The organism is Georgenia sp. Z2081, from assembly GCF_055326445.1.
Genome location: NZ_JBUZNK010000003.1, coordinates 13506 through 36083, shown reverse-complemented (window position 1 = coordinate 36083; position 22578 = coordinate 13506). Strand labels below are relative to the sequence as shown.

Here is a 22578-nt window from a genome sequence, read left to right as displayed (position 1 = left end):
CGACCGCCTGACCGAGGTCGAGCTCGGCGAACCGGAGCCGCGGCGCCGGGGGTCCCGGCGCGACAGCGGCGGGCAGCACCGCGCTCACCATCACGCGCGGCGAGCAGAACCGCGCTCATTCGTGGAGCAGAAGTCCGCTCGCTCGTCAGGAGATGCGGTCGACGAGCATCGTGGCGAGGTCGGTGAGGGCGTCCTTCACCTCGCCGTCGGGCAGGACCGCGAGCTCGGCGACGGCGTCGTCGGCCCAGCGCCGCGCGATCGCGCGGGACTCCGCCATGACCTCGTGCGCGCGCAGGGCCTCGACCGCGGCGGCGAGCTCGGCGTCGCCGGACAGGTCGCCGTCGAGCAGGGCCAGGGCCCGCTCCCCCGCCGGGTCGAGCGTGCCGGCCGCGCGCCGTGCGCGTAGGAGCAGTACCGGCATCGTCGCGACGCCCTCGCGAAGGTCGGTGCCGGGGACCTTGCCGGACTCCGCCGTGTCGGAGGCGACGTCGATGACGTCGTCGGCGAGCTGGAACGCCACGCCGACCTTCTCCCCGAAGGTCGACACGGCGTCGGCCAGGTGCGCCTCCGCACCGGAGAACCGCGCGCCGTAGAAGGCGGAGGCCGCGATGAGCGATCCCGTCTTGTCCGCGAGCACCCTCAGGTAGTGCTCGATCTCGTCCGACCCCTCGTCGGGGCCCACGGTCTCGTGGAGCTGCCCGAGGCAGAGGCGCTCGAACGTGGCCGCGTGCAGCATGACCGCCTCGGCGCCGAGGGAAGCCACGAGGGAGGACGCCCGGGCGAACAGCAGGTCCCCGGTGAGGACGGCGACGTTGTTGCCCCAGACCACGTGCGCGGCGGGCACCCCGCGGCGCACCTCGGCCGAGTCCATGATGTCGTCGTGGTAGAGCGTGGCCAGGTGGGTGAGCTCGACCGCGACGGCCGCGCGGACGACCTCGTCCCCGACGCCCGACCCGAGCTGGGCGGTGACGATCGTGAGCAGCGGGCGCAGGCGCTTGCCCCCGGCGTCGGACAGGTGGGCGGCCGGCTCCTCGGTCAGCCGGTCGGCGCCGCGCACGGCCGCCGCCAGGCGCTCCTCGACCTCGGTCAGGGCGGGGTCGACCTGATCGAGGCGGGCGGAGAGGAGCTCGAGCCGGGTCACAGGACGAAGACCGCCGCGTCGGTCAGGAGCTCGAGCACCGGACCAGGGTAGACGCCGAGCGCGATCGTGGCGACGGCGCACACGACGACGGCGACGATCGTCAGGCCCTCGGAGGACACGACCGTCACGCCCTGCTCCTTGGGCTCCTCGAAGAACATGAGCTGGACGAGGCGGAAGTAGAAGAACGCGGTCGCGGCCGACGCCAGGACGGCGAGCACCACGAGGATCGCACCGCCGCCCGCGATTCCGGCGCTGAACACGGCGAACTTCCCGACGAAGCCGGCGGTGAGGGGGATGCCCGCGAAGGACAGCAGGAAGACGAGCATGGCCACCGCGAGCGCCGGTCGGCGCCGCCCGATGCCGGACCACTGCTCGATGTGCGTGGCCTCGCCGGTGACGGAGCCGGAGGCGTCGGTCTCGCGCACGAGGGTGACGAGGCCGAACGCGCCGACGGTCGCGACGCCGTAGGCGAGCAGGTAGAAGATCACCGAGCCGATGCCCTGGGTCGTCAGCGAGAAGACGCCGATGAGGACGAAGCCCGCGTGGGCGATCGAGCTGTAGGCGAGCATCCGCTTGATGTCGGTCTGGATGACACCCAGCACGGTGCCCACGAGCATCGTGAGGATGACGATCGTCCACACGACCGGCTCGAGGTCCCAGCCGAGCCCTGGGGCCACGACGTAGACGAACCGGAGCATCGCGCCGAACGCGGCGATCTTGGTGGCCGCGGCCATGAACCCCGTGACGGGGGTCGGTGCGCCGGTGTAGACGTCCGGCGTCCACGCGTGGAACGGCACGGCCCCGACCTTGAACAGCAGACCGACGAGCACGAGCACGACGCCGGGCAGGAGCAGCGAGTCCAGCCCCGGCGTGGCCGGGACGGCCGCGGCGATGTCCGTGAGGCGCAGCGAACCCGCGAACCCGTAGAGCAGCGCGATGCCCATGAGGAAGAAGGCCGACGCGAACGCCCCGAGTATGAAGTACTTGATCGCGGCCTCCTGGGACAGGAGACGACGACGACGCGCGGTCGCGGCCAGCACGTACAACGGCAGGGAGAGGACCTCGAGGGCCACGAAGAGCGTGATGAGGTCGCCGGCCGCCGGGAAGACCATCATGCCGGTCAGCGAGAAGAGCGTGAGCGGGAAGATCTCCGTCTGCGTGAGCCCGGCGCGGGTGGCTGCCTCGCTCTCGGCCGATCCCGGGCGGGCCGCAGCCTGCGGGGTGAAGGCGCCGTCCCGGACCTCCGTGCGGTCCGCCATCACCAGCAGGGCGAGCAGCGAGCTGACGAGCAGCACGGCCTGGATCGCCAGCGACGGCAGGTCCTCGACGTATGCGCCGCCGGTGACGACCTCGGTGGGGGCCTCGGCGCCGTGGACGCTCGCGAGCCGCCACACGACGGCGACGAGCCCCGCGGCGACCGCGAGCAGCGCGAACGGCACCTGCACGGTGCGCCGCACCGTGCGCGGGAGGAACGCCTCGAGCAGGACGCCGACGACGGCCGCCCCGCCGACGATGAGCACCGGGACGAGCGGCGCCCAGGCGATGGTGGGTGCGACGAAGGCGGTCGCGGACAGGGCGGCGGTCACAGGGCGCTCCCCACGGTCGTGATCGGGCTGGGCTGGGAGGCGGTGTCACCGGCGTCGTCGGCGAGGACGACGGTCTGCTCCGCGACGGGCCGGACGAGCTCGACCACCGGCGCCGGGAAGAGTCCCAGGGCGAGGACCGCGGCGACGAGCAGGCCCATCACCGTGCGCTCACGGCCGTCGAGGTCGGGCAGCGCGAGCGGCCGAGGGGGTGCGTCGTCGTCGGGCGCCGCGCTCGCGGTCGAACCGGTGTCGCTCGCGGCCGTCCCGGTGCCGGCCGCGCCGCTCGAAGGCGCGGCGTTCCCCGAGGCGGCCCCGACGGTCGCCGTCGCCCGGGCGGGCGTCGCGGCCAGCGGTGCGGGGCCGGTGAAGATGCGCTGGTAGGGCATGAGCACGTACAGGGCGGCGAGGACGACGCCCAGGACGGCGAACGCCGCGGCGACCCAGCTGACCTCGAACGTGCCGAGGAGGACCATGTACTCGCCCCAGAACCCGGACAGGCCGGGCAGGGCGATCGAGGCCAGGCCCATGACGAGCCACGTGCCGGCGAGGACCGGGACCACGCGCTGGTAGCCGCCGAAGGCGCCGATGCGCTGCGTCCCCCCGCGGCGCACGAGGTACTCCGAGCCGAGGAACATGCCGGCCGTGGACAGGCCGTGGGCGACCATGTAGAACATCGCGCCGGTGAGGGCCAGCTCGGAGCCGACGAAGACGCCGAGCACGATGAAGCCGAAGTGCGACACGGACGTGAACGCGACCAGACGCATGACGTCCTGCTGGCCGATCGCGAGGAACGCGCCGTAGAGCACCGAGATCACGGCGAGCACGATCATCACCGGGGCGGCCCAGGCCACCTGCTCGGGGAAGATCGTCAGCAGCAGCGTGATCATGCCGAACGTGCCGACCTTGTCCATGACGCCGACGAGGAGCGTGGACACGCCGCCCGGGGACTGCTCGGCGGCGTCGGGCAGCCACGTGTGCACCGGCACCATCGGCGCCTTGATGGCGAAGGCCACGAGGAACGCGAGGAAGATCAGGCGCGCCGCCCAGTCGGACGAGCCGGCCATCGTGCCGGCGAGGTTCTCCACGAGGAAGCCCTCGGGTCCGCCGGGGCCCTCGAGGTACAGGGCCACGACGCCGGCGAGCATGATCAGCCCGCCCGCGAGGGAGTACAGGAGGAACTTGATCGCGGCGGCGCGGCGGCGGGGCCCGCCGTACATGCCGATGAGCAGGAAGATCGGCAGGAGCATCGCCTCGAACAGGACGTAGAAGAGGAAGACGTCCCGCGCGGCGAAGACGGCGAGCAGGATCCCCTCCAGGACGAGGACGAGCCCGACGTAGGTCGAGGTACGACGCTCGGTGGTCGCCTCGTCGTCGCCCGCGCGGACGGGGACGCCGGAGATGAGAACGACCGGCACGAGGAACGCCGTGAGCAGGACCATCGTCAGGCCGAGCCCGTCGATGCCCAGCGCGTAGGAGGCGCCGATCTGCGGGATCCAGGCGACCTGCTCGGTGAGCTGGTGCTCACCGGCGGCGCCGAGGTCGAAGTCCGTCACGACGGCGGCGATCGCGCCGAGCAGGACGAGCAGGCTGACGCCGAGCCCGACCGGCCGGGCGACCCGGCGCAGCGCGGGGACGAAGAGCAGCGCGCCGGCCACCACCGGGACGGCGACGAGCAGCGTGAGCCACGGGAGAGTTGCGGTGTTCACAGGTTCTGTTCCTCTTCCCTCGGCCTAGAGCCGCCAGGCCAGGACGGCGAGCAGGGCGAGCACGGTGCCGGCCATCATCAGTGCGGCGTAGCTGCGGACGAATCCGTTCTGGAGCTTGCCGAGCAGGCGACCGAGGCCGGCCGTGGCGCCGCCGGTGCCCATGACGGCGCCGTCGACGGCCAGCTGGTCGACCTCGACGAGGCCGCGCGTGAGCTGCTGGCCCGGGCGCATGAAGATCCCCTCGTTGACGGCGTCCTGGTACAGGTCGTTGCGGGCGGCGGTGACGAGCACGTTGCCGGCCGGTGCCACCGCGGGGACCTCGCGGCGGGCGTACATCGCCCACGCCACGAGCGCGCCGAGAACGACGATCGCGATGGTCGCGCCCATGATGACGGGGACCGCGAGGACGGGGGCGTCGTGCTCGTGGTGACCGGTGACCGGCTCGAGCCAGCCGACGAGCCCGCCGCCGAGCTGGAGCGCGAACCCGAGGCCGACCGAGCCGATCGCGAGGACGATCATCGGGACGGTCATGAGCAGCGGCGACTCGTGGGGGTGGACCTCCGAGCCCTCCTCCGCCGTCGTCCAGCGCTTCTTGCCGTGGAAGGTCATGAAGAACAGCCGCGACATGTAGAAGGCGGTGATCCCGGCGCCGACCAGCGCGACGAGGCCGAAGACCCAGGGCTCCCAGCCGGCGTGGCCGGCCTGCGGGACGAAGGCGGTCTCGATGATCTTGTCCTTCGACCAGAAGCCGGAGAACGGCGGGATGCCGAGGATCGCGAGCCAGCCCAGGCCGAAGGTGGCCCACGTGATCGGCATGACCTTCGACAGGCCGCCGAACCGGCGCATGTCGACCTGGTCGTTCATGCCGTGCATGACGGAGCCGGCGCCGAGGAACATGCCGGCCTTGAAGAAGCCGTGCGTGACGAGGTGGAAGATCGCGAACGCGTAGCCGATCGGGCCCAGCCCGGCGGCGAGGATCATGTAGCCGATCTGGGACATCGTCGAGGCGGCGAGGACCTTCTTCAGGTCGTCCTTCGCGCAGCCGACGATCGCGCCGAACAGCAGCGTGACCGCGCCGACGATCGCGACGACCATCCGGGCGTCGGGCGTGAGGTCGAAGATCGGGCCCGAGCGCACCACGAGGTACACACCGGCGGTGACCATCGTGGCGGCGTGGATGAGCGCGGAGACCGGGGTCGGGCCGGCCATCGCGTCGCCGAGCCAGGCCTGCAGCGGGAACTGCGCCGACTTGCCGCACGCGGCGAGCAGAAGGAGCAGGCCGATCACGGTGAGCACCGCGGTGGACGCGCCCGGGGCTGCCTCGGCGACCCCGGCGAAGCTCACGGTGCCCAGGCCGGCGAACATCGCGCCCATCGCGAGCAGGAGCCCCATGTCCCCCACGCGGTTCATGACGAACGCCTTCTTCGCCGCGACCGCGTACTCGCGGACCTGGTTCCAGAACCCGATGAGCAGGTAGGAGGCGAGACCCACGCCCTCCCAGCCGATGAACAGCACGAGGTAGCTGTCGCCGAGGACGAGCAGCAGCATCGCCGCGACGAACAGGTTGAGGTAGGCGAAGAACCGGCGGCGCGCGCGGTCGTGCGACATGTAGGCGACCGCGTAGACGTGGATGAGCGTGCCGACCAGCGTGACGAGCAGGACGAACGTCATCGACAGCGGGTCGACGCGCATGCCGAGCGAGACGTCGAGCGTCCCGGCCGGCAGCAGGTCGTACAGGTGGAGATCCATGACGCGCTCGGACGCCTGGCGGCCGACCATGTCGACGGCGATCCAGGCGGCGACGACGAAGGACGCGGCCGAGGCGGCGACGCCGAGCCAGTGACCCCAGGCGTCGGCGGCGCGGCCCGCGAGCAGAAGGACGGCGGCGCCGACGAGCGGGACGGCGACGAGCAGCCAGGCCAGGTTCGCCGGGCCGTCGGCGGCCACGGGTGCGGCGACCTCGGTGACGGCGTGAAGGGTGGGGACGTTCACTCCTGCTCCCTTCAGCTCTTCATGAGGTTGACGTCGTCGACCGAGGCGGTGCGACGGGTGCGGAACACGGACACGATGATCGCCAGGCCGACGACGACCTCGGCCGCGGCGACGACCATGACGAAGAAGGCCGCGACCTGGCCGCTCAGGTCGCCGTGCACGCGGGCGAACGTGATGAGCACGAGGTTGGCCGAGTTGAGCATGAGCTCGACGCCCATGAGCTGGACGATCGCGTTGCGGCGCACGAGCACCGCCGTGGCGCCGACGGCGAAGAGGATGCCGGCGAGCACCACGTAGTTCATCGGGTTCATCGGTCGTCCTCGGCGGTCGTCTCGGTTCTCGGTGCGGCCTCGCGCGCGGCGCGGCGGCGGGCGGCGACCTCGCGGCCGGGCGAGCCGGGCACGAGCGGGGTCGGGGCAGGCTCGCCGGGCATCGAGGGCAGGCCGGCGCGCGTGACGCCACGGGTGGCCTCGCCGCCGTGCAGGCCGCGGGCCGGCTCGGTGCGCGCGCGGGCGACGGCGGCGACCGTCTCGGGGCTGACCTCGCCGATGGTGCGCTCCTGGCCGCGGACGCGCAGCACGCGCGGCACCGACTCGACGATCGGCTCGCCCGTGGCGGACAGGGCGGGCAGGTCGGCGGCGTTGGACCGCGCGTAGACGCCGGGGGTGGGCAGCTGGCCGAGCCGGCCGCCCTCCTCCTTGAACGCCTTCATCTTGGCGGCCTCGACCTCGACCTGTGTGACCTTCGGGGACAGTCGCTCGCGGTGGGTGAGGACGACCGCGCCGAGCGCGGCCGTGATGAGCAGCGCGCCGGTGAGCTCCATCGTCAGCACGAAGTCGCCGAACAGGACGCGGGCGACACCGACCGGGTTGGAGTCGGCGTTGGCGGCCGCCAGGCCGGCGGGCTCGGTCAGGCCCACCGCCTGCAGCGCGACACCGACGAGGACCGCGATCAGTCCGAGGCCCGCGACGACGGCCACCCACCGCTGGTGCGCGATCGTCTCGTGCAGGGAGTCCGCGGCGTCGACGCCGACGAGCATGAGCACGAAGAGGAACAGCATCATGATCGCGCCGGTGTACACGACGACCTGGACGACCCCGAGGAACGGCGCCCCCTGCGCGACGTACATCACCGCGAGGCAGAGCATGACGAGGATGAGCGACACGGCGGCATAGACCGCTCGCCGGGCGAAGATCAGGCCCGTCGAGGCGATCACCATGACCGTGGCGAGCACCCAGAACAGGGCGGTCTCGCCGGTGCCGATCTCCCCGGGCACCGTCATGACGGGGGTGGTGCTCATCGCTCGCTCCCCCTCGCGGCGCCGGCGGACGCGGCCTCGCGCGCCGAGGCGAGCGTGGGGTCGTCCGGGCGGTGGGTCTCGACCCACTCGACCTGCTCGGCCGTGGGGCCGGTGACCTCGCCGCGGTAGTAGTCGGCGTCCGTGGCGCCGGAGACCATCGGGTGCGGGGCGGCGAGCATCCCGTCCGCCATGGGGGCCAGCAGGTCCCCCTTCTCGTAGATGAGGCCCTCCCGGGTGGGTCCGGCGAGCTCGAAGTCGTTGGACATCGTCAGCGCGCGGGTCGGGCAGGCCTCGATGCAGTACCCGCAGAAGATGCACCGCAGGTAGTTGATCTGGTAGACGCGGCCGTAGCGCTCGCCGGGCGAGAACTGTCCCTCGGGGCCGTTGGCGCCGGCCTCGACGTAGATGGCGTCGGCGGGGCACGCCCACGCGCACAGCTCGCAGCCGATGCACTTCTCGAGGCCGTCGGCGTACCGGTTGAGCAGGTGCCGGCCGTGGTAGCGGGGCTGCGTCGGCGGCTTCTCGAACGGGTACTGGACGGTGCGCGAGGGTCGGAACATCGACGAGATCGTCACGCCGAACCCGGCGACGGGCGCGAGCAGGGACCCGATCGGGCCCGGCTCGTCGGGGGCGAGTCGGATCTCCTCCTCGCCGTTGCGCACGACGACGTCGTCCGCCGTGATCCGGCCTCTCGGCTCGGGGCGCTTCTCGTCAGCCATGTCAGGCCTCCTCGGTGGTGGCGTCGGGGGCGGTCTCGTTCGCGGCGGCGCTCGCCCGGGCGCTGCTGGCCACGACGGGCTCACCGGCCTGGGCGGCGCGCCGACGGTCCGCCCGCGGCGACGGCGGCAGCGTCTGCCCGGGCAGCGGCGGGACGGGGAAGCCCCCGGCGAAGGCGTCGAACGGCTCGGGCTCGTCCGGCTCGGGCTCGGGCTCCTTCTTCTCCGGGAGGAGGAAGGTGACGATCATGACGACGAGGAGCAGGCCGGCGATGACGGCGAGCAGCTGCCACAGCTCGAGGTCGGAGAACTGGCGCACGCCCTGGATGATCGTCACGGCGACCAGCCAGACGAGCGCGGCAGGGATGAGGATCTTCCAGCCCAGGTTCATCAGCTGGTCGTAGCGCACGCGCAGGAGCGTGCCGCGCATCCAGATCATGACGAACATGCAGGCCCAGACCTTGAGCCAGAAGACGAGGAACCCGACGACCGGGGCGGCCCACCACACGATGTGGTCCGAGAGGAACGGGATCCGCCAGCCCCCGAGGAACAGCGTGGTGGCCACCGCCGAGACGTTGAACATGTTGACGTACTCGGCGAGGTAGAACCAGGCGAACTTCATCGAGGAGAACTCGATGGAGTGGCCGGCGACCAGCTCGCCCTCGGCCTCGGGGAGGTCGAACGGCAGGCGGTTGACCTCGGCGACCATCGAGATCACGTAGATGACGAACGCGGGCAGCAGGGAGATCGCCCACCACACGTTGGTCTGGGCGTCGACGATCTGGGACGTGGCCATCGAGCCGGACACGAGGAAGACCGAGACGAGCGCGAGCCCCATGGAGAGCTCGTAGGAGATGACCTGGGCGGAGGAACGCACGGCGCCGAGCAGCGGGTAGGTCGAGTTCGAGGACCAGCCGCCGAGCACGATGCCGTACACGCCGAGCGCGGTGATCGCGAGGATGTACAGCACGGCGACCGGCATGTCGGTCAGCTGCATCGGCGTCCACCACGTGGGATCGGCACCGTTGGTGATGGCCGGGCCCATGGGGATGACCGCGAGGACCATGAACGCGCAGAACGCGGCGATGCCGGGCGCGAGCATGTACAGCACCCGGTCGGCGCCCTTGAGCTGGATGTCCTCCTTGAGGACGAGCTTGATCGCGTCGGCGACCGCCTGGAACAGGCCGAACGGGCCGAGGACGTTGGGGCCCTCGCGGGTCTGCATCTTGCCCAGCCCGCGGCGCTCGACCCACAGCGCCATGAGGACGCCGGTGAGCAGCAGGGCGACGATGACGACGGCCTTGATGAGGGAGATCCACCAGGTGTCGTGGCTGAAGTCCGCCGTCGGCAGCGCCGATGCGGTGGACATGACCGGGGCGATCACTGCTGGACCTCCGCGTTGCTGACGGTGACGACGCTGCCCGCGCCGGCCCCGGTCTGCGCCCGCACGGCGCTGCCCGGGGAGTTCTCGGGGACCCACACCACGCCGTCGACCATGCGGGTGACGGTCAGCGGGAGGGTGAGCGAGCCGGTCGGGCCGGTCACGCGGACACGGCCGCCGTCGACGGCGCCGACCGCGCGTGCCGTGGCCGGGGAGAGCCGGACGACCGGACGGTGCGCGGTGCCGGCGAGGTGCGGCTCGCCGTCCTGGCCGCGGCCGGCGTCGAGCTGGAGCTTCCAGGTCGCGAGGACCGCCTCGCCCGGCCCGGCGGCGGGCACCTGGGCCGGCGCCTCGGCGGGCTCGGCGACCGGCCCGTCCCACGGGTCGAGCTCGGCGAGCTCGGCGTGGAGCTCGGCGAGGGTGGCCAGGCCGAGGTCGCGGCCCATCTCCCGGGCGAGGTCGGCGAGCACGAGCCGGTCCGGCAGAGCGTGGGAGGCGAGCACCTGGCCGAACGGCCGCACGCGTCCCTCCCAGCTGACGAACGAGCCGGCCTTCTCCACCGGCGGCGCGACGGGCAGGACGACATCGGCGAGCTCGGAGATGGCGTTGCGCCGGACCTCGAGCTGGACGAGCACGTCGACCTGGCCGACGGCGCGCAGCGCGGCGGCAGGATCCATCATGTCCAGCGTCTCGACGCCGCCCACGAGCAGACCCGTCAGCTCGCCGGAGGCGGCCGCGAGGAGGATCTCGCGGTGCGAGCGGCCGGGCGCGTCCGGGAGGGAGTCGATCCCCCACACGGCGCCGGCGTCCGCGCGCGCGGCCGGGTCGACCACCGGGCGTCCGCCCGGCAGGAGGTTCGGCAGCAGGCCGGCGTCGACGGCGCCGCGCTCGCCGGCACGCCGGGGCACCCAGGCGAGGCGGGCACCCGTCCGGTCGGCGAGGCGCTGGACCGCGGTGAGCGTGCCCGGCAGGGCCGCCGCGCGCTCGCCGACGAGGACGACGGCACCGGGGGCGGAGAGCTCCTCGACGAGCTCGGCACCCAGGGAGTCGAGCGCCGCTGCCTCGCCGCCGGGGGCGACCTCGACGACGTCGGCGCGCATCTTCGAGGTGCCGCGCGTGGCCATCGGGGCCAGCGTCGTCACCCGGGTGGTCCCGGCGAGGACGCCCTTGCGCAGGCGGAGGAAGATCGTGCCGCACTCCTCCTCGGGCTCGAGCGCCACGAGCAGGACACGTCCCGCCCGCTGGAGGTCGGAGTAGGTGACCCCCAGCCCGGTCGCCGCCACGTGGGTGCCGAGGAAGTCGGCCTCCTCGGCGCTGTGCGGGCGGGCGCGGTGGTCGACGTCGTTGGTCCGCAGCACCGTGCGGGCGAACTTCGACCAGGCGTAGGAGTCCTCGAGGGTGAGGCGGCCGCCGGGCAGCACGCCGACGCCGCCGGCCGCGGCGGCGCGCGCCAGCTCGGAGCCGGCGACGGACAGGGCCTCGGACCAGCTGGTCTCGTGCAGCTCGCCGGTGGCCTGGTCGCGCACGAGCGGCATCCGCAGGCGGTCCGGGGCGTCCTGCCAGTGGTAGGCGAACCGGTCCTTGTCGGTGATCCACTCCTCGTTGACCTCGGGGTCGTTGCCCGCGAGGCGGCGCACGACGGCGCCGCGGCGGTGGTCGACGCGGATCGCCGAGCCGCCGGCATCGTGCTCGGCGACGGACGGCGTGGAGACGAGGTCGAAGGGACGCGACCGGAACCGGTACATCGCCGACGTCAGCGCGCCGACGGGGCAGATCTGGATGGTGTTGCCCGAGAAGTACGACGTGAAGGGCCGGCCGGAGGTGTCGGCCTCCGCGGCGCCCATCGGCGCGGTTGCGTGGCCGGAGGTCACTCCGGCGATGCCGTCGGGCCCCGCGAAGGGGACGCCGGCCGCGTCCGGGAGGCCGTCGTCGGCGAAGTCGAGGACGTCGGCGTCGAAGCCACCGATCTGCGACCCGTTGAGCGCGTGGACCTCGCGCCCGGGGGTGCCGGCGCCGCGGCCCTGGAGCGCGATGAACGCGTCGCCGGCGATCTCGGAGGAGAACCGGGTGCAGCGCTGGCACAGGATGCACCGGTCGCGGTCCAGCAGGATCTGCGTGGAGATGGCGATCGGCTTGGGGAACGTCCGCTTGACGTCGACGAACCGGCTCTCGGCGCGGCCGTTGCTCATCGCCTGGTTCTGCAGGGGGCACTCGCCGCCCTTGTCGCAGACCGGGCAGTCCAGCGGGTGGTTGATGAGAAGGAACTCCATGATGCCGTGCTGGGCCTTGTCGGCCACCTCGGACGTGTGCTGCGTGGCCACGACCATGCCCGGCGTGAGCTCCATCGTGCAGGACGTCTGCGGCTTGGGCATCGCCTTGACGTTGCCCTCGCGGTCCGGGCTGGAGACGTCGACGAGGCACTGGCGGCACGCGCCGGCGGGCTTGAGCAGCGGGTGGTCGCAGAACCTCGGCACCTGGATCCCGACCTGCTCGGCGGCCCGGATGATGAGCGTGCCCTTGGGCACGGACACCTCGCGGCCGTCGATCGTCGCCGTGACGAGCTCGGGGGCCGCGGGCGCGGCCTGCTCCTGCGTCTGGGTCATCGCACACCTGCCTCGTGGAAGATCGCCGACGCCTCGTACGGGAAGCGCTCCCGTGCGGGCGTGTGACAGCCGGCCTCGAACTCCTCGCGGAAGTGCTGGATGCCGGACTGGATGGGGGTCGCCGACGCGTCGCCGAGCGCACAGAACGAGCGGCCGGCGATGTTGGCAGAGACCTCGAGGAGGAGGTCGACGTCGGAGGGCAGCCCGCGGCCGTCCTCGAGACGGTGCATGACCTGCTTCATCCAGAAGGTGCCCTCGCGGCAGGGCGTGCACTTGCCGCAGGACTCGTGCTGGTAGAAGTCGGTCCACCTCGAGATGACGCGGACCACCGAGACGGTCTCGTCGAACACCATGAGCGCACGGGTGGCGAGCATCGACCCGGCGGCGCCGACCGACTCGTAGTCGAGCGGGACGTCGAGGTGCTCGTCGGTGAGGATCGGCGTCGAGGAACCACCGGGCGTCCAGAACTTCAGCCGGTGGCCGTCGCGGACCCCGCCGGCCATCTCGACGAGCTCGCGCATGGTGATGCCGAACGGGGCCTCGAACTGACCGGGGTTGTTCACGTGGCCGGAGATCGAGAACAGACCGTGCCCGGCCGACTTCTCGGTGCCCATGGCGGTGAACCACTCCTGGCCGCGGGAGAGGATGCCGGGCACGGACGCGACCGACTCGACGTTGTTGACGACCGTCGGGCGGGCGTAGAGGCCGGCGACGGCGGGGAACGGCGGCTTGAGCCGCGGCTGACCACGCAGCCCCTCGAGGGAGTCCAGCAGCGCCGTCTCCTCGCCGCAGATGTAGGCGCCGGCGCCGGCGTGCACGGTGATCTCGAGGTGGTAGTCGCCGTCGGGGCCGAGCCCGGTGCCGATGAGCCCGGCCTCGCGGGCCTCCCGGACCGCGGCGAGGAGGCGCCGGTAGACGTGCACGGTCTCGCCGCGCAGGTAGACGAACGCGTGGTGGCCGCCGATGGCGTAGCTGGTGATCGCCATGCCCTCGATGAGGGAGTGCGGGTTGGCCAGGAGCAGCGGGATGTCCTTGCAGGTCCCGGGCTCGGACTCGTCGGCGTTGACGACGAGGTAGCGCGGTCCGCCGTCGGCGGGCGGGAGGAAGGACCACTTGAGGCCGGTGGGGAAGCCGGCGCCGCCGCGACCGCGCAGACCGGAGCCCTTGACGAGGTCGACGACGTCGCCGGGCGCCATCGTCAGGGCCTTCGCCCACCCCTCGTACCCGCCGTGCTCGCGGTAGGTGCCCAGGGTCCAGGAGCGCGGCGCGTCCCAGATGTCGGAGAGGACCGGCGTGAGGGTGCCGGGGCTGGTGAGTGTCACTTGTCCTCCTCGGAGACCGCGCGGCGGGCCGCGCCTGGGTCGGACTCGCCGGACGTGGGCACCTGGTGGTCGGCGCTCGAGCCCGTGTCACCGACGGGTGCGGCGCCCGCGGCCTCGGCCAGCGGGGCGTGCCGGTCGGCCTCGTGGCCCTCGTGCGGGGACGTCCAGCCGTTGGCGCGCGCGATGCGCAGCCCGAGCAGGCTCGCCTCGCCGGCACCCGGGCCCTCGTCCGCCCGGCCGTCCTCGAACCCCGCGAGCACGCGGGAGATCTCCTTGAACGTGCCGACCGTGGTGGCGCCGCGCGTGGGGTGGACCGGCCGTCCGGCGGCGATCTCGTCGACGAGCTGCGTGGCCGAGGTCGGGGTCTGGTTGTCGAAGAACTCCCAGTTGACCATCACGACCGGCGCGTAGTCGCACGCCGCGTTGCACTCGAGCTGCTCGAGGGTGATCCGGCCGTCGGCGGTGGTCTCGTCGTGGCCGACCCCGAGGTGGTCGGAGAGCGCCTCGAAGATCTGGTCGCCCCCCATGACGGCGCACAGCGCGTTCGTGCAGACGCCGACGTTGTACTCGCCGTTGGGGTGGCGCTTGTACTGGCTGTAGAACGTGGCGACGGCGGAGACCTCGGCGCGGGTGATCCCCAGCGCCTCGGCGCACGCGGCGATGCCCCGGGCGGAGACGTAGCCGTCGACGGACTGCACGAGGTGCAGCATCGGCAGCAGGGCCGAGCGGGGCTGCGGGTAGCGGGCGACGATCTCCGCGAAGTCGGCCTTCAGCGACGTGGCGAGCTCGGGCGCGTAGGTCTGCTCGGTCATCGGTCCACTCCTCCGAGGACGGGGTCGAGCGAGGCGAGGATGACGACGACGTCCGCCAGCTGGCCGCCCTCGCTCATGAGCGCCATCGACTGCAGGTTGGAGAAGGACGGGTCGCGGAAGTGCGCCCGGTAGGGGCGGGTGCCGCCGTCGGAGACGAGGTGGACCCCCATCACGCCCTTCGCGTGCTCGATCGCCACGTGCGCCTGGCCGGGCGGCACCCGGAAGCCCTCGGTGACGAGCTTGAAGTGGTGGATGAGGGACTCCATCGACTCGCCCATGATGTGGCGGATGTGGTCCAGGGAGTTGCCCTGGCCGTCGGTGCCGACGGAGAGCTGGGCCGGCCAGGCGATCTTCTTGTCCGCGACCATGACCGGCTGCCCCGCGGAGGCCTCGAGGCGGTCGAGCACCTGCACGATGATCCGCAGCGACTCGAAGCACTCGTCGAAGCGCACCGCCACGCGGTTGTAGGCGTCGGACCGGTCCCGGGTGATGACGTTGAACTCGTAGGTCTCGTACCCGCAGTACGGGTCGGTGCGCCGCAGGTCCATCGGGAGCCCGGCGGCGCGCAGGCAGGGTCCGGTGAGCCCCAGGGCAAGGGCCCCGGGCAGCGAGATGACGCCGACCCCGACGTGCCGCATCTTGTAGATGGGGTTCTCCATCGCCAGCGTCATCATCTCGACGACGGACAGCCGGATGTCGGCGAGCCGCTCACGGACGAACTCCACGGTGCCGGGCGGGATGTCCTGCGCGACGCCCCCGGGGCGGATGTAGGCGTGGTTCATCCGCAGGCCGGAGATGCGCTCGAAGATGTCGAGGACGTTCTCGCGGCCCCGGAAGCCCAGGGTCATGAGCGTGGTGGCGCCGAGCTCGTTGCCGGCGGTGCCCAGCGCGATGAGGTGGGAGCTGATCCGGTTGAGCTCCATGAGGAGCACGCGGATCTGGTTGGCCCGCTCGGGGATCTGGTCGGTGATGCCGAGGAGCTTCTCGACGCCGAGGCAGTACCCGACCTCCTGGAAGAACGGCGCCACGTAGTCCATGCGCGTGCAGAAGGTCACGCCCTGGGTCCAGGTGCGGAACTCCATGTTCTTCTCGATGCCGGTGTGCAGGTAGCCGAGGCCGACCCGCACCTCGTGCACCGTCTCGCCGTCGATCTCGAGGATGAGGCGGAGCACGCCGTGCGTGGAGGGGTGGACGGGCCCCATGTTGACGACGATGCGCTCCTCGCCGAGGCGCTCGGCCTCGGCGGCGATGTCGGACCAGTCGCCGCCGTCGGCGACGAAGTCCGGCTCCTCGTCCGCGAGCGCGGGCCCGGGGGCGCTGGGCATGGTGGGGGCGGACATCAGCTGTACGACCTCCGGGTGTCGGGCGGCGGGACGGTGGCGCCCTTGTACTCCACAGGGATGCCGCCGAGGGGGTAGTCCTTGCGCTGGGGGTGCCCGACCCAGTCGTCGGGCATGAGGATCCGCGAGAGCGCGGGGTGGCCGTCGAACACGATGCCGAACAGGTCGAACGTCTCGCGCTCGTGCCAGTCGTTGCCCGGGTAGACGCCGACGACCGACGGGATGTGCGGGTGGGCGTCGGGGCAGGTGACCTCGAGGACGAGCTGGCGGGTGTGCGTGATGGACAGCAGGTGGTAGGAGGCGTGCAGCTCGCGCCCGGTGTGCTCGGGGAAGTGGACGCCGGAGACGCCCAGGCACAGCTCGAAGCGCAGGTCCTGGTCGTCGCGCAGCGCTCGGGCCACGGCCACGAGGTGCTCCGCGGCGATGTGCAGGGTGAGCTCGGAGCGGTCGACGACGACGCGCTCGATCGCGGCGTCGGGGTCGATGCCCTGCTCGGTGAGCACCTCGCGGAGCACGTCGACGACCTCGTCGAACCAGCCGCCGTACGGGCGCTCGGCGTGCGGTGGCTCGGTGACGGCGACGACGAGCCCGCCGAAGCCGGAGGTGTCGCCGGAGCCCTGGACGCCGAACTGGCCGCGGCGCACCGCCACGACGTCGAGCTCGGTCCGGCCCTGCGGGTCGGGTGCGGCGATGTCGCCGCCGGCGTCGGTCCCGCTCACGCCAGCTGCCCCTTCATCTCGTGGGTGGGGGTCGCGCCGAGGGCGGCCTGCTCGGCCGCGCGGGCGGCCTCGACCCGGTTGACGCCCAGCGGCGCGTGCTTGATCTGCTTGCGCAGCTCGAGGATCGCGTTGATGAGCATCTCCGGCCGCGGCGGGCAGCCGGGCAGGTAGATGTCGACCGGGAGGACGTGGTCGACGCCCTGGACGATCGCGTAGTTGTTGAACATCCCGCCCGAGGAGGCGCACACGCCCATGGAGATCACCCACTTGGGGTCGGACATCTGGTCGTAGACGTTGCGGATGACGGGGGCCATCTTGTGGCTCACGCGGCCCGACACGATCATCACGTCGGCGTGCCGGGGCGAGGCGCGGAAGACCTCCATGCCGAAGCGCGCCATGTCGAAGCGCGGCGTGCCGGCGGCCATCATCTCGATCGCGCAGCAGGCCAGTCCCATCGTGACCGGCCACTGGGAGTTCGACCGGGCGAAACCGGCGACGGCCTCGACGGTGGTGAGACCGAAGCCTGCGGGGAGCTTCTCTTCGATGCCCATGAGCAGTCCTTTCGGGAGGAGGGTGGCGGGGGGCGGGCGGGTATGCCGAACGGTCAGCGGTCGGTCAATCCCACTCCAGTCCCCCGCGCCGCCACTCGTAGATGTAGGGCACGGTGATCAGCGCGATGAACACGAGCATCGCGACGAGACCGAAGGCGGCCAGCTCGGTGAAGGCCACCGCCCACGGGTAGAGGAAGACGACCTCGATGTCGAAGATGATGAACGTCATCGCGATGAGGTAGTACTTCACCGGGAAGCGGCCGGCCGAGGGGGCGCGGGGCGTGGGGTCGACCCCGCACTCGTAGTTGGCGACCTTGACCCGGTTGTAGCTCTTCGGGCCGATGATCGCGCTGGCGCCGAGTCCGCCGAGGGCCAGGGCCACCGCGACCACCATCATGATGAGCAGCGGCACGTAAGGGTTGGTCATACGTCCTCCGTCGACGTCCTCGGGGCGGCGGTCCAGCCGTCGCGCGGTGTCCTCGGCCGCGCACGCCGTTCCCCGCTTCCAGGGTAGACGTTCGCGTGTCGCGTCCCGACACGTCCGGCATCGGCGCGGGCGCGGACGAACAGGTCTCGAGGAGTGGTCATGACGCGGGTGCCGCCTTCGCGAGGGCGGCGATGAGGCGGTCCATCCAGTCCCCGCCGCGCGGGTCGTAGCCGTCCGCGAGCAGCTTCATGACGAACTGCATGAGCACGGGGCGCGGCAGCCCGTACTTCACGCACGCCCGCATGATGCGCGGGTGGCTGATGACGTGGGCGAAGCCCCGGCCGAGGGTGAAGTAGCCGCCGAGCTCCTCGCGCATGATGCGCGGGTAGGTGCGCAGGGCCTTGACGCGCTCGTACTCGGAGGTGCGGGCGAGCGCCTGCCCCATGACGTCGGCGGCGACCCGGCCGGACTGCAGCGCGTAGGCGATGCCCTCGCCGTTGAACGGGGAGACCATCCCGCCGGCGTCGCCGAGCAGCAGGAGCCCGTTCGCGTAGTGGGGCGTGCGGTTGAACGCCATGGGCAGGGCGGCACTGCGCAGCTCGCCGACCTGGTTGTCGGGGGTGAAGCCCCACTCCTCGGGGACGTTGCGCATCCACGTGGCGAACAACCCCTTGTAGTCGAGCCGCGTGGGCGCGGCCGTGGGCGACAGGGTGCCGAGGCCGACGTTCGCGGTGCCGTCGCCGAGGGCGAAGATCCAGCCGTAGCCGGGCTGGAGGTTCGACTCCCCCGGCTTCCCGTCCCACAGCTCGAGGAACGACTCCATCATCGGGTCGTCGTGCCGCGGGGTGCGGAAGTACGTGCGGATCGCGACGCCCATCGGGCGGCCGGCGTCCTTCTCGATGCCGACGGCAGTGGCGAGGCGGGCCGAGACCCCGCCGGCGTCGACGACGAGGGGGGCGCGGTAGGTGACCTCCTCGCCGGTCCGGCGGCCGCGCTCGTCGACGGGCCGGGCGGTGACGCCGACGACCCGCCCGCTGCGCTCGTGCCGGACCGCGCCCGTGACCGAGACGCCCTCGCGCAGGTCGGCGCCGGAGGCCTGGGCGTGCCGCGCGAGCGTCTCGTCCAGCCCGGTGCGCGCCCGGGCGAGCCCGTAGGAGGGCATCGAGGCCAGCTCCGGCCACGGGATCTCGATGCGGTGGCCCGCCCCGGACGTGCGCAGCCCGTAGTTGCGGATCCAGCCGTCCTCCTCGCGCGTGGGCACGCCCATACGGATGAGCTCGGCGACCGCGCGGGGGGTCAGGCCGTCGCCGCAGACCTTGTCCCGTGGGAAGCGAGCCTTCTCGAGGACGACGACCCGGTGCCCCTGCTGCGCCATGTAGTGCCCGACGCTCGCGCCCGCCGGACCGGCGCCGACCACGAGGACGTCAGCCTCGTCGACGACTGGTGCGGGAGGCACGGTCGAGCTCCTTCGTTCGCGTGGTGGGGCGGTCCGCCCGAAGAATCGTAGCCCTGGAGCGGGAGCCGTTCGGCACCCCCGGGGTGATCCTCGTCGCGCCGCAGATTGCCCGGAATTCCGGGACATTCACCGCACGTAATAGGTGGGTCGTCGGTCCGTCGCCCGGCCCTGCGTGGGGCCCTCCGCGCGCGGCCTACCCGGCCCGGCGTGCGCGGTGGACGGCGACGATGCCGCCGGACAGGTCCCGGTGCTGCACCCCGGTCCAGCCCGCCGCGCGGATCGCGTCCGAGACGCCGGCCTGGTCGGGCCAGTCCTCGATGGACTCGGCGAGGTAGGCGTAGGCGGGGTTGTTCGACGACGACAGGCGTGCGATCCGCGGCAGCGCCTGGGTGAGGAAGAACCGGTACGTCATCCGCCACGGCGCCCACGTCGGCGTGGAGAACTCGGTGACGACCAGCCGCCCGCCCGGGCGGGTCACGCGCAGCATCTCCCGCAGGCCGGCCGCGTGGTCGACGACGTTGCGCAGCCCGTAGGAGATGGTCACCGCGTCGAAGGAGGCGTCCTCGAACGGGAGCGCGGTGGCGTCGCCCGCGACGAACGCGAGGTCCGGGCGCCGCCGCTTGCCCACCGACATCATCCCGGTGGAGAAGTCGCAGGCGACGACGTCGACGCCCCGGTCGGCGAGCTCGGCCGACGACGTGCCGGTCCCGGCGGCGAGGTCGAGCACCCGGTCCCCCGGCCGGGCGTCGAGCGCGCGCCTCGACGCGGCCCGCCAGATCCGCACCTGCCCGAGGGTGAGCACGTCGTTGGTGAGGTCGTAGCGCTGCGCGACGTCGTCGAACATCCCCGCGACCTCACGGGGGTCCTTGTCCAGGCCAGCTCGGTTCACGGGCGTCAGTGTCGCAGGTGGGCCCGCCCGCCGGGCGGCGCGGTCAGCCGTCGGAGGCGGGACTCGCCGCGAGGGCGACCTCGACCTCGGACTCCTCCTCGTCACGGACGACCGTGAGGGCGACCTCGTCGCCGCCGACGTGCTCCCGCACGATCGCCGTGAGTGCCTCGGCCGAGCCGACCGGGGCATCGTCGAGGGCCGTGACGACGTCGCCCTCGCGCAGTCCGGCCGCCTCGGCGGGGCTGCCGGGCTCGACGGCCCGGACGACGGCACCCGCGCGGAGCTCGCCGCCGGCGGCCGCCTCGCCGTCGTCGAGGCCGACACCGAGGAACGCGTGGTCTGCGCTGCCGTCGGCGATGAGCTCGCCGGCCACGCGCGAGGCGAGGTCCACGGGGATGGCGAAGCCGACGCCGATGCTGCCCGACTGCTCGCCCGACCCGGACATCGTGGCGATCGAGCTCGTGATGCCGACGACCCGGCCCTCCGAGTCGAAGAGCGGGCCGCCCGAGTTGCCGGGGTTGACCGCGGCGTCGACCTGGACGGCGGCGGTGACGGCGGCCTCGCCCGAGCCGTCCGAGGTGGTGACCGGACGGTCGAGGGCGGAGACGATGCCGGTCGTCGCGGTCGAGCGCAGGCCGAGCGGGTTGCCGACGGCAAGCACCGAGTCGCCGACCGCGAGGTCCGCGTCGGAGCCGAACGTGGCCGGGGTCAGGTCCTCCGGCGGGTCGGTGATCGTGAGGACGGCCAGGTCGGAGGAGTCGTCGGTGCCGGCCACCTCGGCCTCGAGCAGTCGGCCGTCGTCGAGGGTGAGGGCGACGGTGCGCGCGCCGGCGACGACGTGGGCGTTCGTCAGCACGTGGCCCTCGTCGTCGATGATCACCCCGGACCCTGTGCCGGAGCCCCGCTCGGTATCGACCGAGACGGCGACGACCGACGGGGTCACCTCGGCGACGACGTCGCTCCAGCCTGCGTCGCTCGACGCGCTCGCCGGCAGGGCGGCGCCGGTCTGCGCGTCCCCCGCCGGGGATTCGGCGGCCGGGTCGTCGCCGGTGGCCTGGTCCTCGGCGGCACGCTCGGCGGCCTGCGCCGCGACGAGCGCCGCCGCAGGCCCGGCGTCGTCCGTGGCGCTGGTGAGCGCGACCGTGGTCCCGGAGGCGAGCACCCCGGCGAGGACGGCCGCGAGGACGACGTGCCGCGAGCCGGTCGGGCGTGCGGCGGGCGGATCCGCGGGCCCGGGCCGGCTCGCCGGGGCGGGCGCGATGCTCGCCGAGGCGGGGTCGTCCGCGGGCGGCGAGGTCGGCGCCGCGACCCACCGGCTCCGCGGGTCGTTCGGCGGCAGGTGCTGCTCGGTCATGTCGTGCTCCTCGTGCTCTTCGGTGGGGACGAGGTGCACGCAACACGACCCGGCTCGACGCCCGCCGGGGATCACCTGCCCACCGGCTGGACGCCCGCGGGCCAACCTGGGAACTCGCTGGACGCCGCGAGCTCGCGGTCGGCAGAGTCGTCAGGGGCGCTCGGCGGCCGCCGCGAGCGCCTCCCGCATGGGCCGCAGCTTGCCGACGGTCTCGGCGAGCTCGGCCTCGGGGTCGGCACCCGCGACGATGCCGCCGCCGGCGAACAGGCGGATCGAGTCGCCCTCGACCTGGCCGCAGCGGAGCGCCAGACCGATCTCGCCGTCGCCGTCGGCGTCGAGCCAGCCGACCGGACCGGCGTACCGGCCGCGGTCGTGCGCCTCGCGGCGGGCGATGATCGCCATCGCCATATCGCGGGGGGTGCCCGCGACGGCAGCCGTCGGGTGGATCGCGGCGACGATGCCGAGCAGGCCGAGGTCGGAACTGGGACGCCCCGCGACGTCCGTGGCCAGGTGGTAGATGTTCGGCTGCTCGAGGACGAACGGCGCGGGATCCCGCTCCTCGAGCTCGAGCACGGCGGCGAGCCCCTCGACGACGGAACGGGCGGCGTGCGCGTGCTCCTCGGCGAACCGCCGGGAGGTGCTGATCTCGGCGACCAAGTCCTTGTCGGGTCGGCTCCCGCGCGGAAGCGAACCCGCGAGAACCCGCGATCGCACGCGCTCCCCCGTCCGTGCGGCGAGCAGCTCGGGTGTCGCGCCTACGAGGCCGCCGACGGCGAACGTCCAGGCGTCCGGGTAGGCCTCGGCGAGGCGCGCCGGAAGCGTGTCGAGCACCTCGGGCGACTCGTGCCGCACCAGGGCACGCGAGGTGACGACCTTGTGCACGTCTCCCCCGGCGATGTCCGTGAGCACGTGCTTCACGAGATCGACGTAGCGGGCCTCGCACACCTCGGGGTCGATGTCCGGGTCGCCCACGCTGTCGACCGGCGCACGTGACCCGGCCGGTTCGAGCTCGCGCGCAGCGTGCACGGTCCCGGCGCACCCGGCATCGGCGTCGAGAGCCTCGCCCACAGATGCCGGGCGCACCGTCTGACGCCAGGTGGCGGCGCGGTCCACGATGCGCACGACGTCCGCCGGTACGTGAAGGACCGACGCGGTCGGCGAGCTGTCGGTGAAGGTCGAGGCCACGAAGGCGACCGGAGTGTGGCCACCGGACGCGCGGACGTCGAGGGCGCGCCAGAGGGCCTCCAGTCGTGCGAGGCGATCGGGGCCGGTGAGGCCGACCC

The 22578-nt window shown here is 72.8% G+C and carries 19 protein-coding genes; all 19 read right to left on the bottom strand.

What is annotated here, in order from left to right:
• Positions 1-145 precede the first annotated feature (145 nt).
• The 19 genes from ACZLKG_RS05955 to ACZLKG_RS05865 all read right to left on the bottom strand — a co-directional run bounded on the left by ACZLKG_RS05955 (position 146) and on the right by ACZLKG_RS05865 (position 22480).
• Positions 146-1141 carry a polyprenyl synthetase family protein gene (locus ACZLKG_RS05955; RefSeq protein ID WP_425709142.1) on the bottom strand — a complete coding sequence of 332 codons (996 nt, stop codon included), beginning with the start codon at positions 1139-1141 and terminating at the stop codon, positions 146-148.
• Positions 1138-2727, bottom strand: coding sequence for an NADH-quinone oxidoreductase subunit NuoN (nuoN, locus tag ACZLKG_RS05950; RefSeq protein WP_463648246.1), 1590 nt, complete (start codon positions 2725-2727; stop codon positions 1138-1140). Before nuoN ends, ACZLKG_RS05955 begins: the two co-directional genes overlap by 4 nt.
• Positions 2724-4433 carry a complex I subunit 4 family protein gene (locus ACZLKG_RS05945; RefSeq protein WP_463648245.1) on the bottom strand — a complete coding sequence of 570 codons (1710 nt, stop codon included), beginning with the start codon at positions 4431-4433 and terminating at the stop codon, positions 2724-2726. The genes nuoN and ACZLKG_RS05945 overlap by 4 nt, the downstream gene beginning before the upstream one ends.
• 24 nt (positions 4434-4457) lie before the next feature.
• Entirely contained in the window at positions 4458-6425 is a 1968-nt protein-coding gene (gene nuoL / locus ACZLKG_RS05940; RefSeq protein WP_463648244.1) for an NADH-quinone oxidoreductase subunit L, read from the bottom strand.
• 11 nt (positions 6426-6436) lie between these two features.
• Positions 6437-6736 carry an NADH-quinone oxidoreductase subunit NuoK gene (nuoK, locus tag ACZLKG_RS05935; RefSeq protein ID WP_425709146.1) on the bottom strand — a complete coding sequence of 100 codons (300 nt, stop codon included), beginning with the start codon at positions 6734-6736 and terminating at the stop codon, positions 6437-6439.
• Positions 6733-7725 carry an NADH-quinone oxidoreductase subunit J gene (locus tag ACZLKG_RS05930; RefSeq protein ID WP_463648243.1) on the bottom strand — a complete coding sequence of 331 codons (993 nt, stop codon included), beginning with the start codon at positions 7723-7725 and terminating at the stop codon, positions 6733-6735. The genes nuoK and ACZLKG_RS05930 overlap by 4 nt, the downstream gene beginning before the upstream one ends.
• The gene (nuoI, locus tag ACZLKG_RS05925) at positions 7722-8444 is read right to left on the bottom strand and encodes an NADH-quinone oxidoreductase subunit NuoI (RefSeq protein WP_425709148.1); all 723 of its coding nucleotides are present in this window, start codon (positions 8442-8444) and stop codon (positions 7722-7724) included. The genes ACZLKG_RS05930 and nuoI overlap by 4 nt, the downstream gene beginning before the upstream one ends.
• Before the next feature lies 1 nt (position 8445).
• Positions 8446-9810: an NADH-quinone oxidoreductase subunit NuoH gene (gene nuoH / locus ACZLKG_RS05920; protein WP_463648242.1), complete on the bottom strand. Its 1365-nt coding sequence runs from the start codon at positions 9808-9810 to the stop codon at positions 8446-8448.
• A gap of 11 nt (positions 9811-9821) precedes the next feature.
• On the bottom strand, positions 9822-12425 hold the full coding sequence (locus tag ACZLKG_RS05915; RefSeq protein ID WP_463648241.1) for an NADH-quinone oxidoreductase subunit G: 2604 nt from the start codon (positions 12423-12425) through the stop codon (positions 9822-9824).
• Positions 12422-13747 carry an NADH-quinone oxidoreductase subunit NuoF gene (gene nuoF / locus ACZLKG_RS05910; RefSeq protein WP_463648240.1) on the bottom strand — a complete coding sequence of 442 codons (1326 nt, stop codon included), beginning with the start codon at positions 13745-13747 and terminating at the stop codon, positions 12422-12424. The genes ACZLKG_RS05915 and nuoF overlap by 4 nt, the downstream gene beginning before the upstream one ends.
• A complete protein-coding gene (gene nuoE, locus ACZLKG_RS05905; protein ID WP_463648239.1) occupies positions 13744-14559 on the bottom strand; it encodes an NADH-quinone oxidoreductase subunit NuoE in 816 nt (271 codons plus the stop codon). The genes nuoF and nuoE overlap by 4 nt, the downstream gene beginning before the upstream one ends.
• The gene (locus tag ACZLKG_RS05900) at positions 14556-15899 is read right to left on the bottom strand and encodes an NADH-quinone oxidoreductase subunit D (RefSeq protein WP_425709153.1); all 1344 of its coding nucleotides are present in this window, start codon (positions 15897-15899) and stop codon (positions 14556-14558) included. The genes nuoE and ACZLKG_RS05900 overlap by 4 nt, the downstream gene beginning before the upstream one ends.
• Entirely contained in the window at positions 15899-16618 is a 720-nt protein-coding gene (locus ACZLKG_RS05895) for an NADH-quinone oxidoreductase subunit C (protein ID WP_425709154.1), read from the bottom strand. The genes ACZLKG_RS05900 and ACZLKG_RS05895 overlap by 1 nt, the downstream gene beginning before the upstream one ends.
• A complete protein-coding gene (locus tag ACZLKG_RS05890; protein WP_425709155.1) occupies positions 16615-17169 on the bottom strand; it encodes a NuoB/complex I 20 kDa subunit family protein in 555 nt (184 codons plus the stop codon). The genes ACZLKG_RS05895 and ACZLKG_RS05890 overlap by 4 nt, the downstream gene beginning before the upstream one ends.
• 64 nt (positions 17170-17233) lie before the next feature.
• Entirely contained in the window at positions 17234-17596 is a 363-nt protein-coding gene (locus ACZLKG_RS05885; protein ID WP_425709156.1) for an NADH-quinone oxidoreductase subunit A, read from the bottom strand.
• 157 nt (positions 17597-17753) lie between these two features.
• Positions 17754-19052 carry a geranylgeranyl reductase family protein gene (locus ACZLKG_RS05880; protein ID WP_463648238.1) on the bottom strand — a complete coding sequence of 433 codons (1299 nt, stop codon included), beginning with the start codon at positions 19050-19052 and terminating at the stop codon, positions 17754-17756.
• Positions 19053-19245: 193 nt separating this feature from the next.
• On the bottom strand, positions 19246-19941 hold the full coding sequence (locus ACZLKG_RS05875) for a demethylmenaquinone methyltransferase (protein ID WP_463648237.1): 696 nt from the start codon (positions 19939-19941) through the stop codon (positions 19246-19248).
• 43 nt (positions 19942-19984) lie between these two features.
• A complete protein-coding gene (locus ACZLKG_RS05870; RefSeq protein ID WP_463648236.1) occupies positions 19985-21295 on the bottom strand; it encodes a S1C family serine protease in 1311 nt (436 codons plus the stop codon).
• A gap of 150 nt (positions 21296-21445) precedes the next feature.
• Entirely contained in the window at positions 21446-22480 is a 1035-nt protein-coding gene (locus ACZLKG_RS05865; RefSeq protein ID WP_463648235.1) for an isochorismate synthase, read from the bottom strand.
• Positions 22481-22578 lie beyond the last annotated feature (98 nt).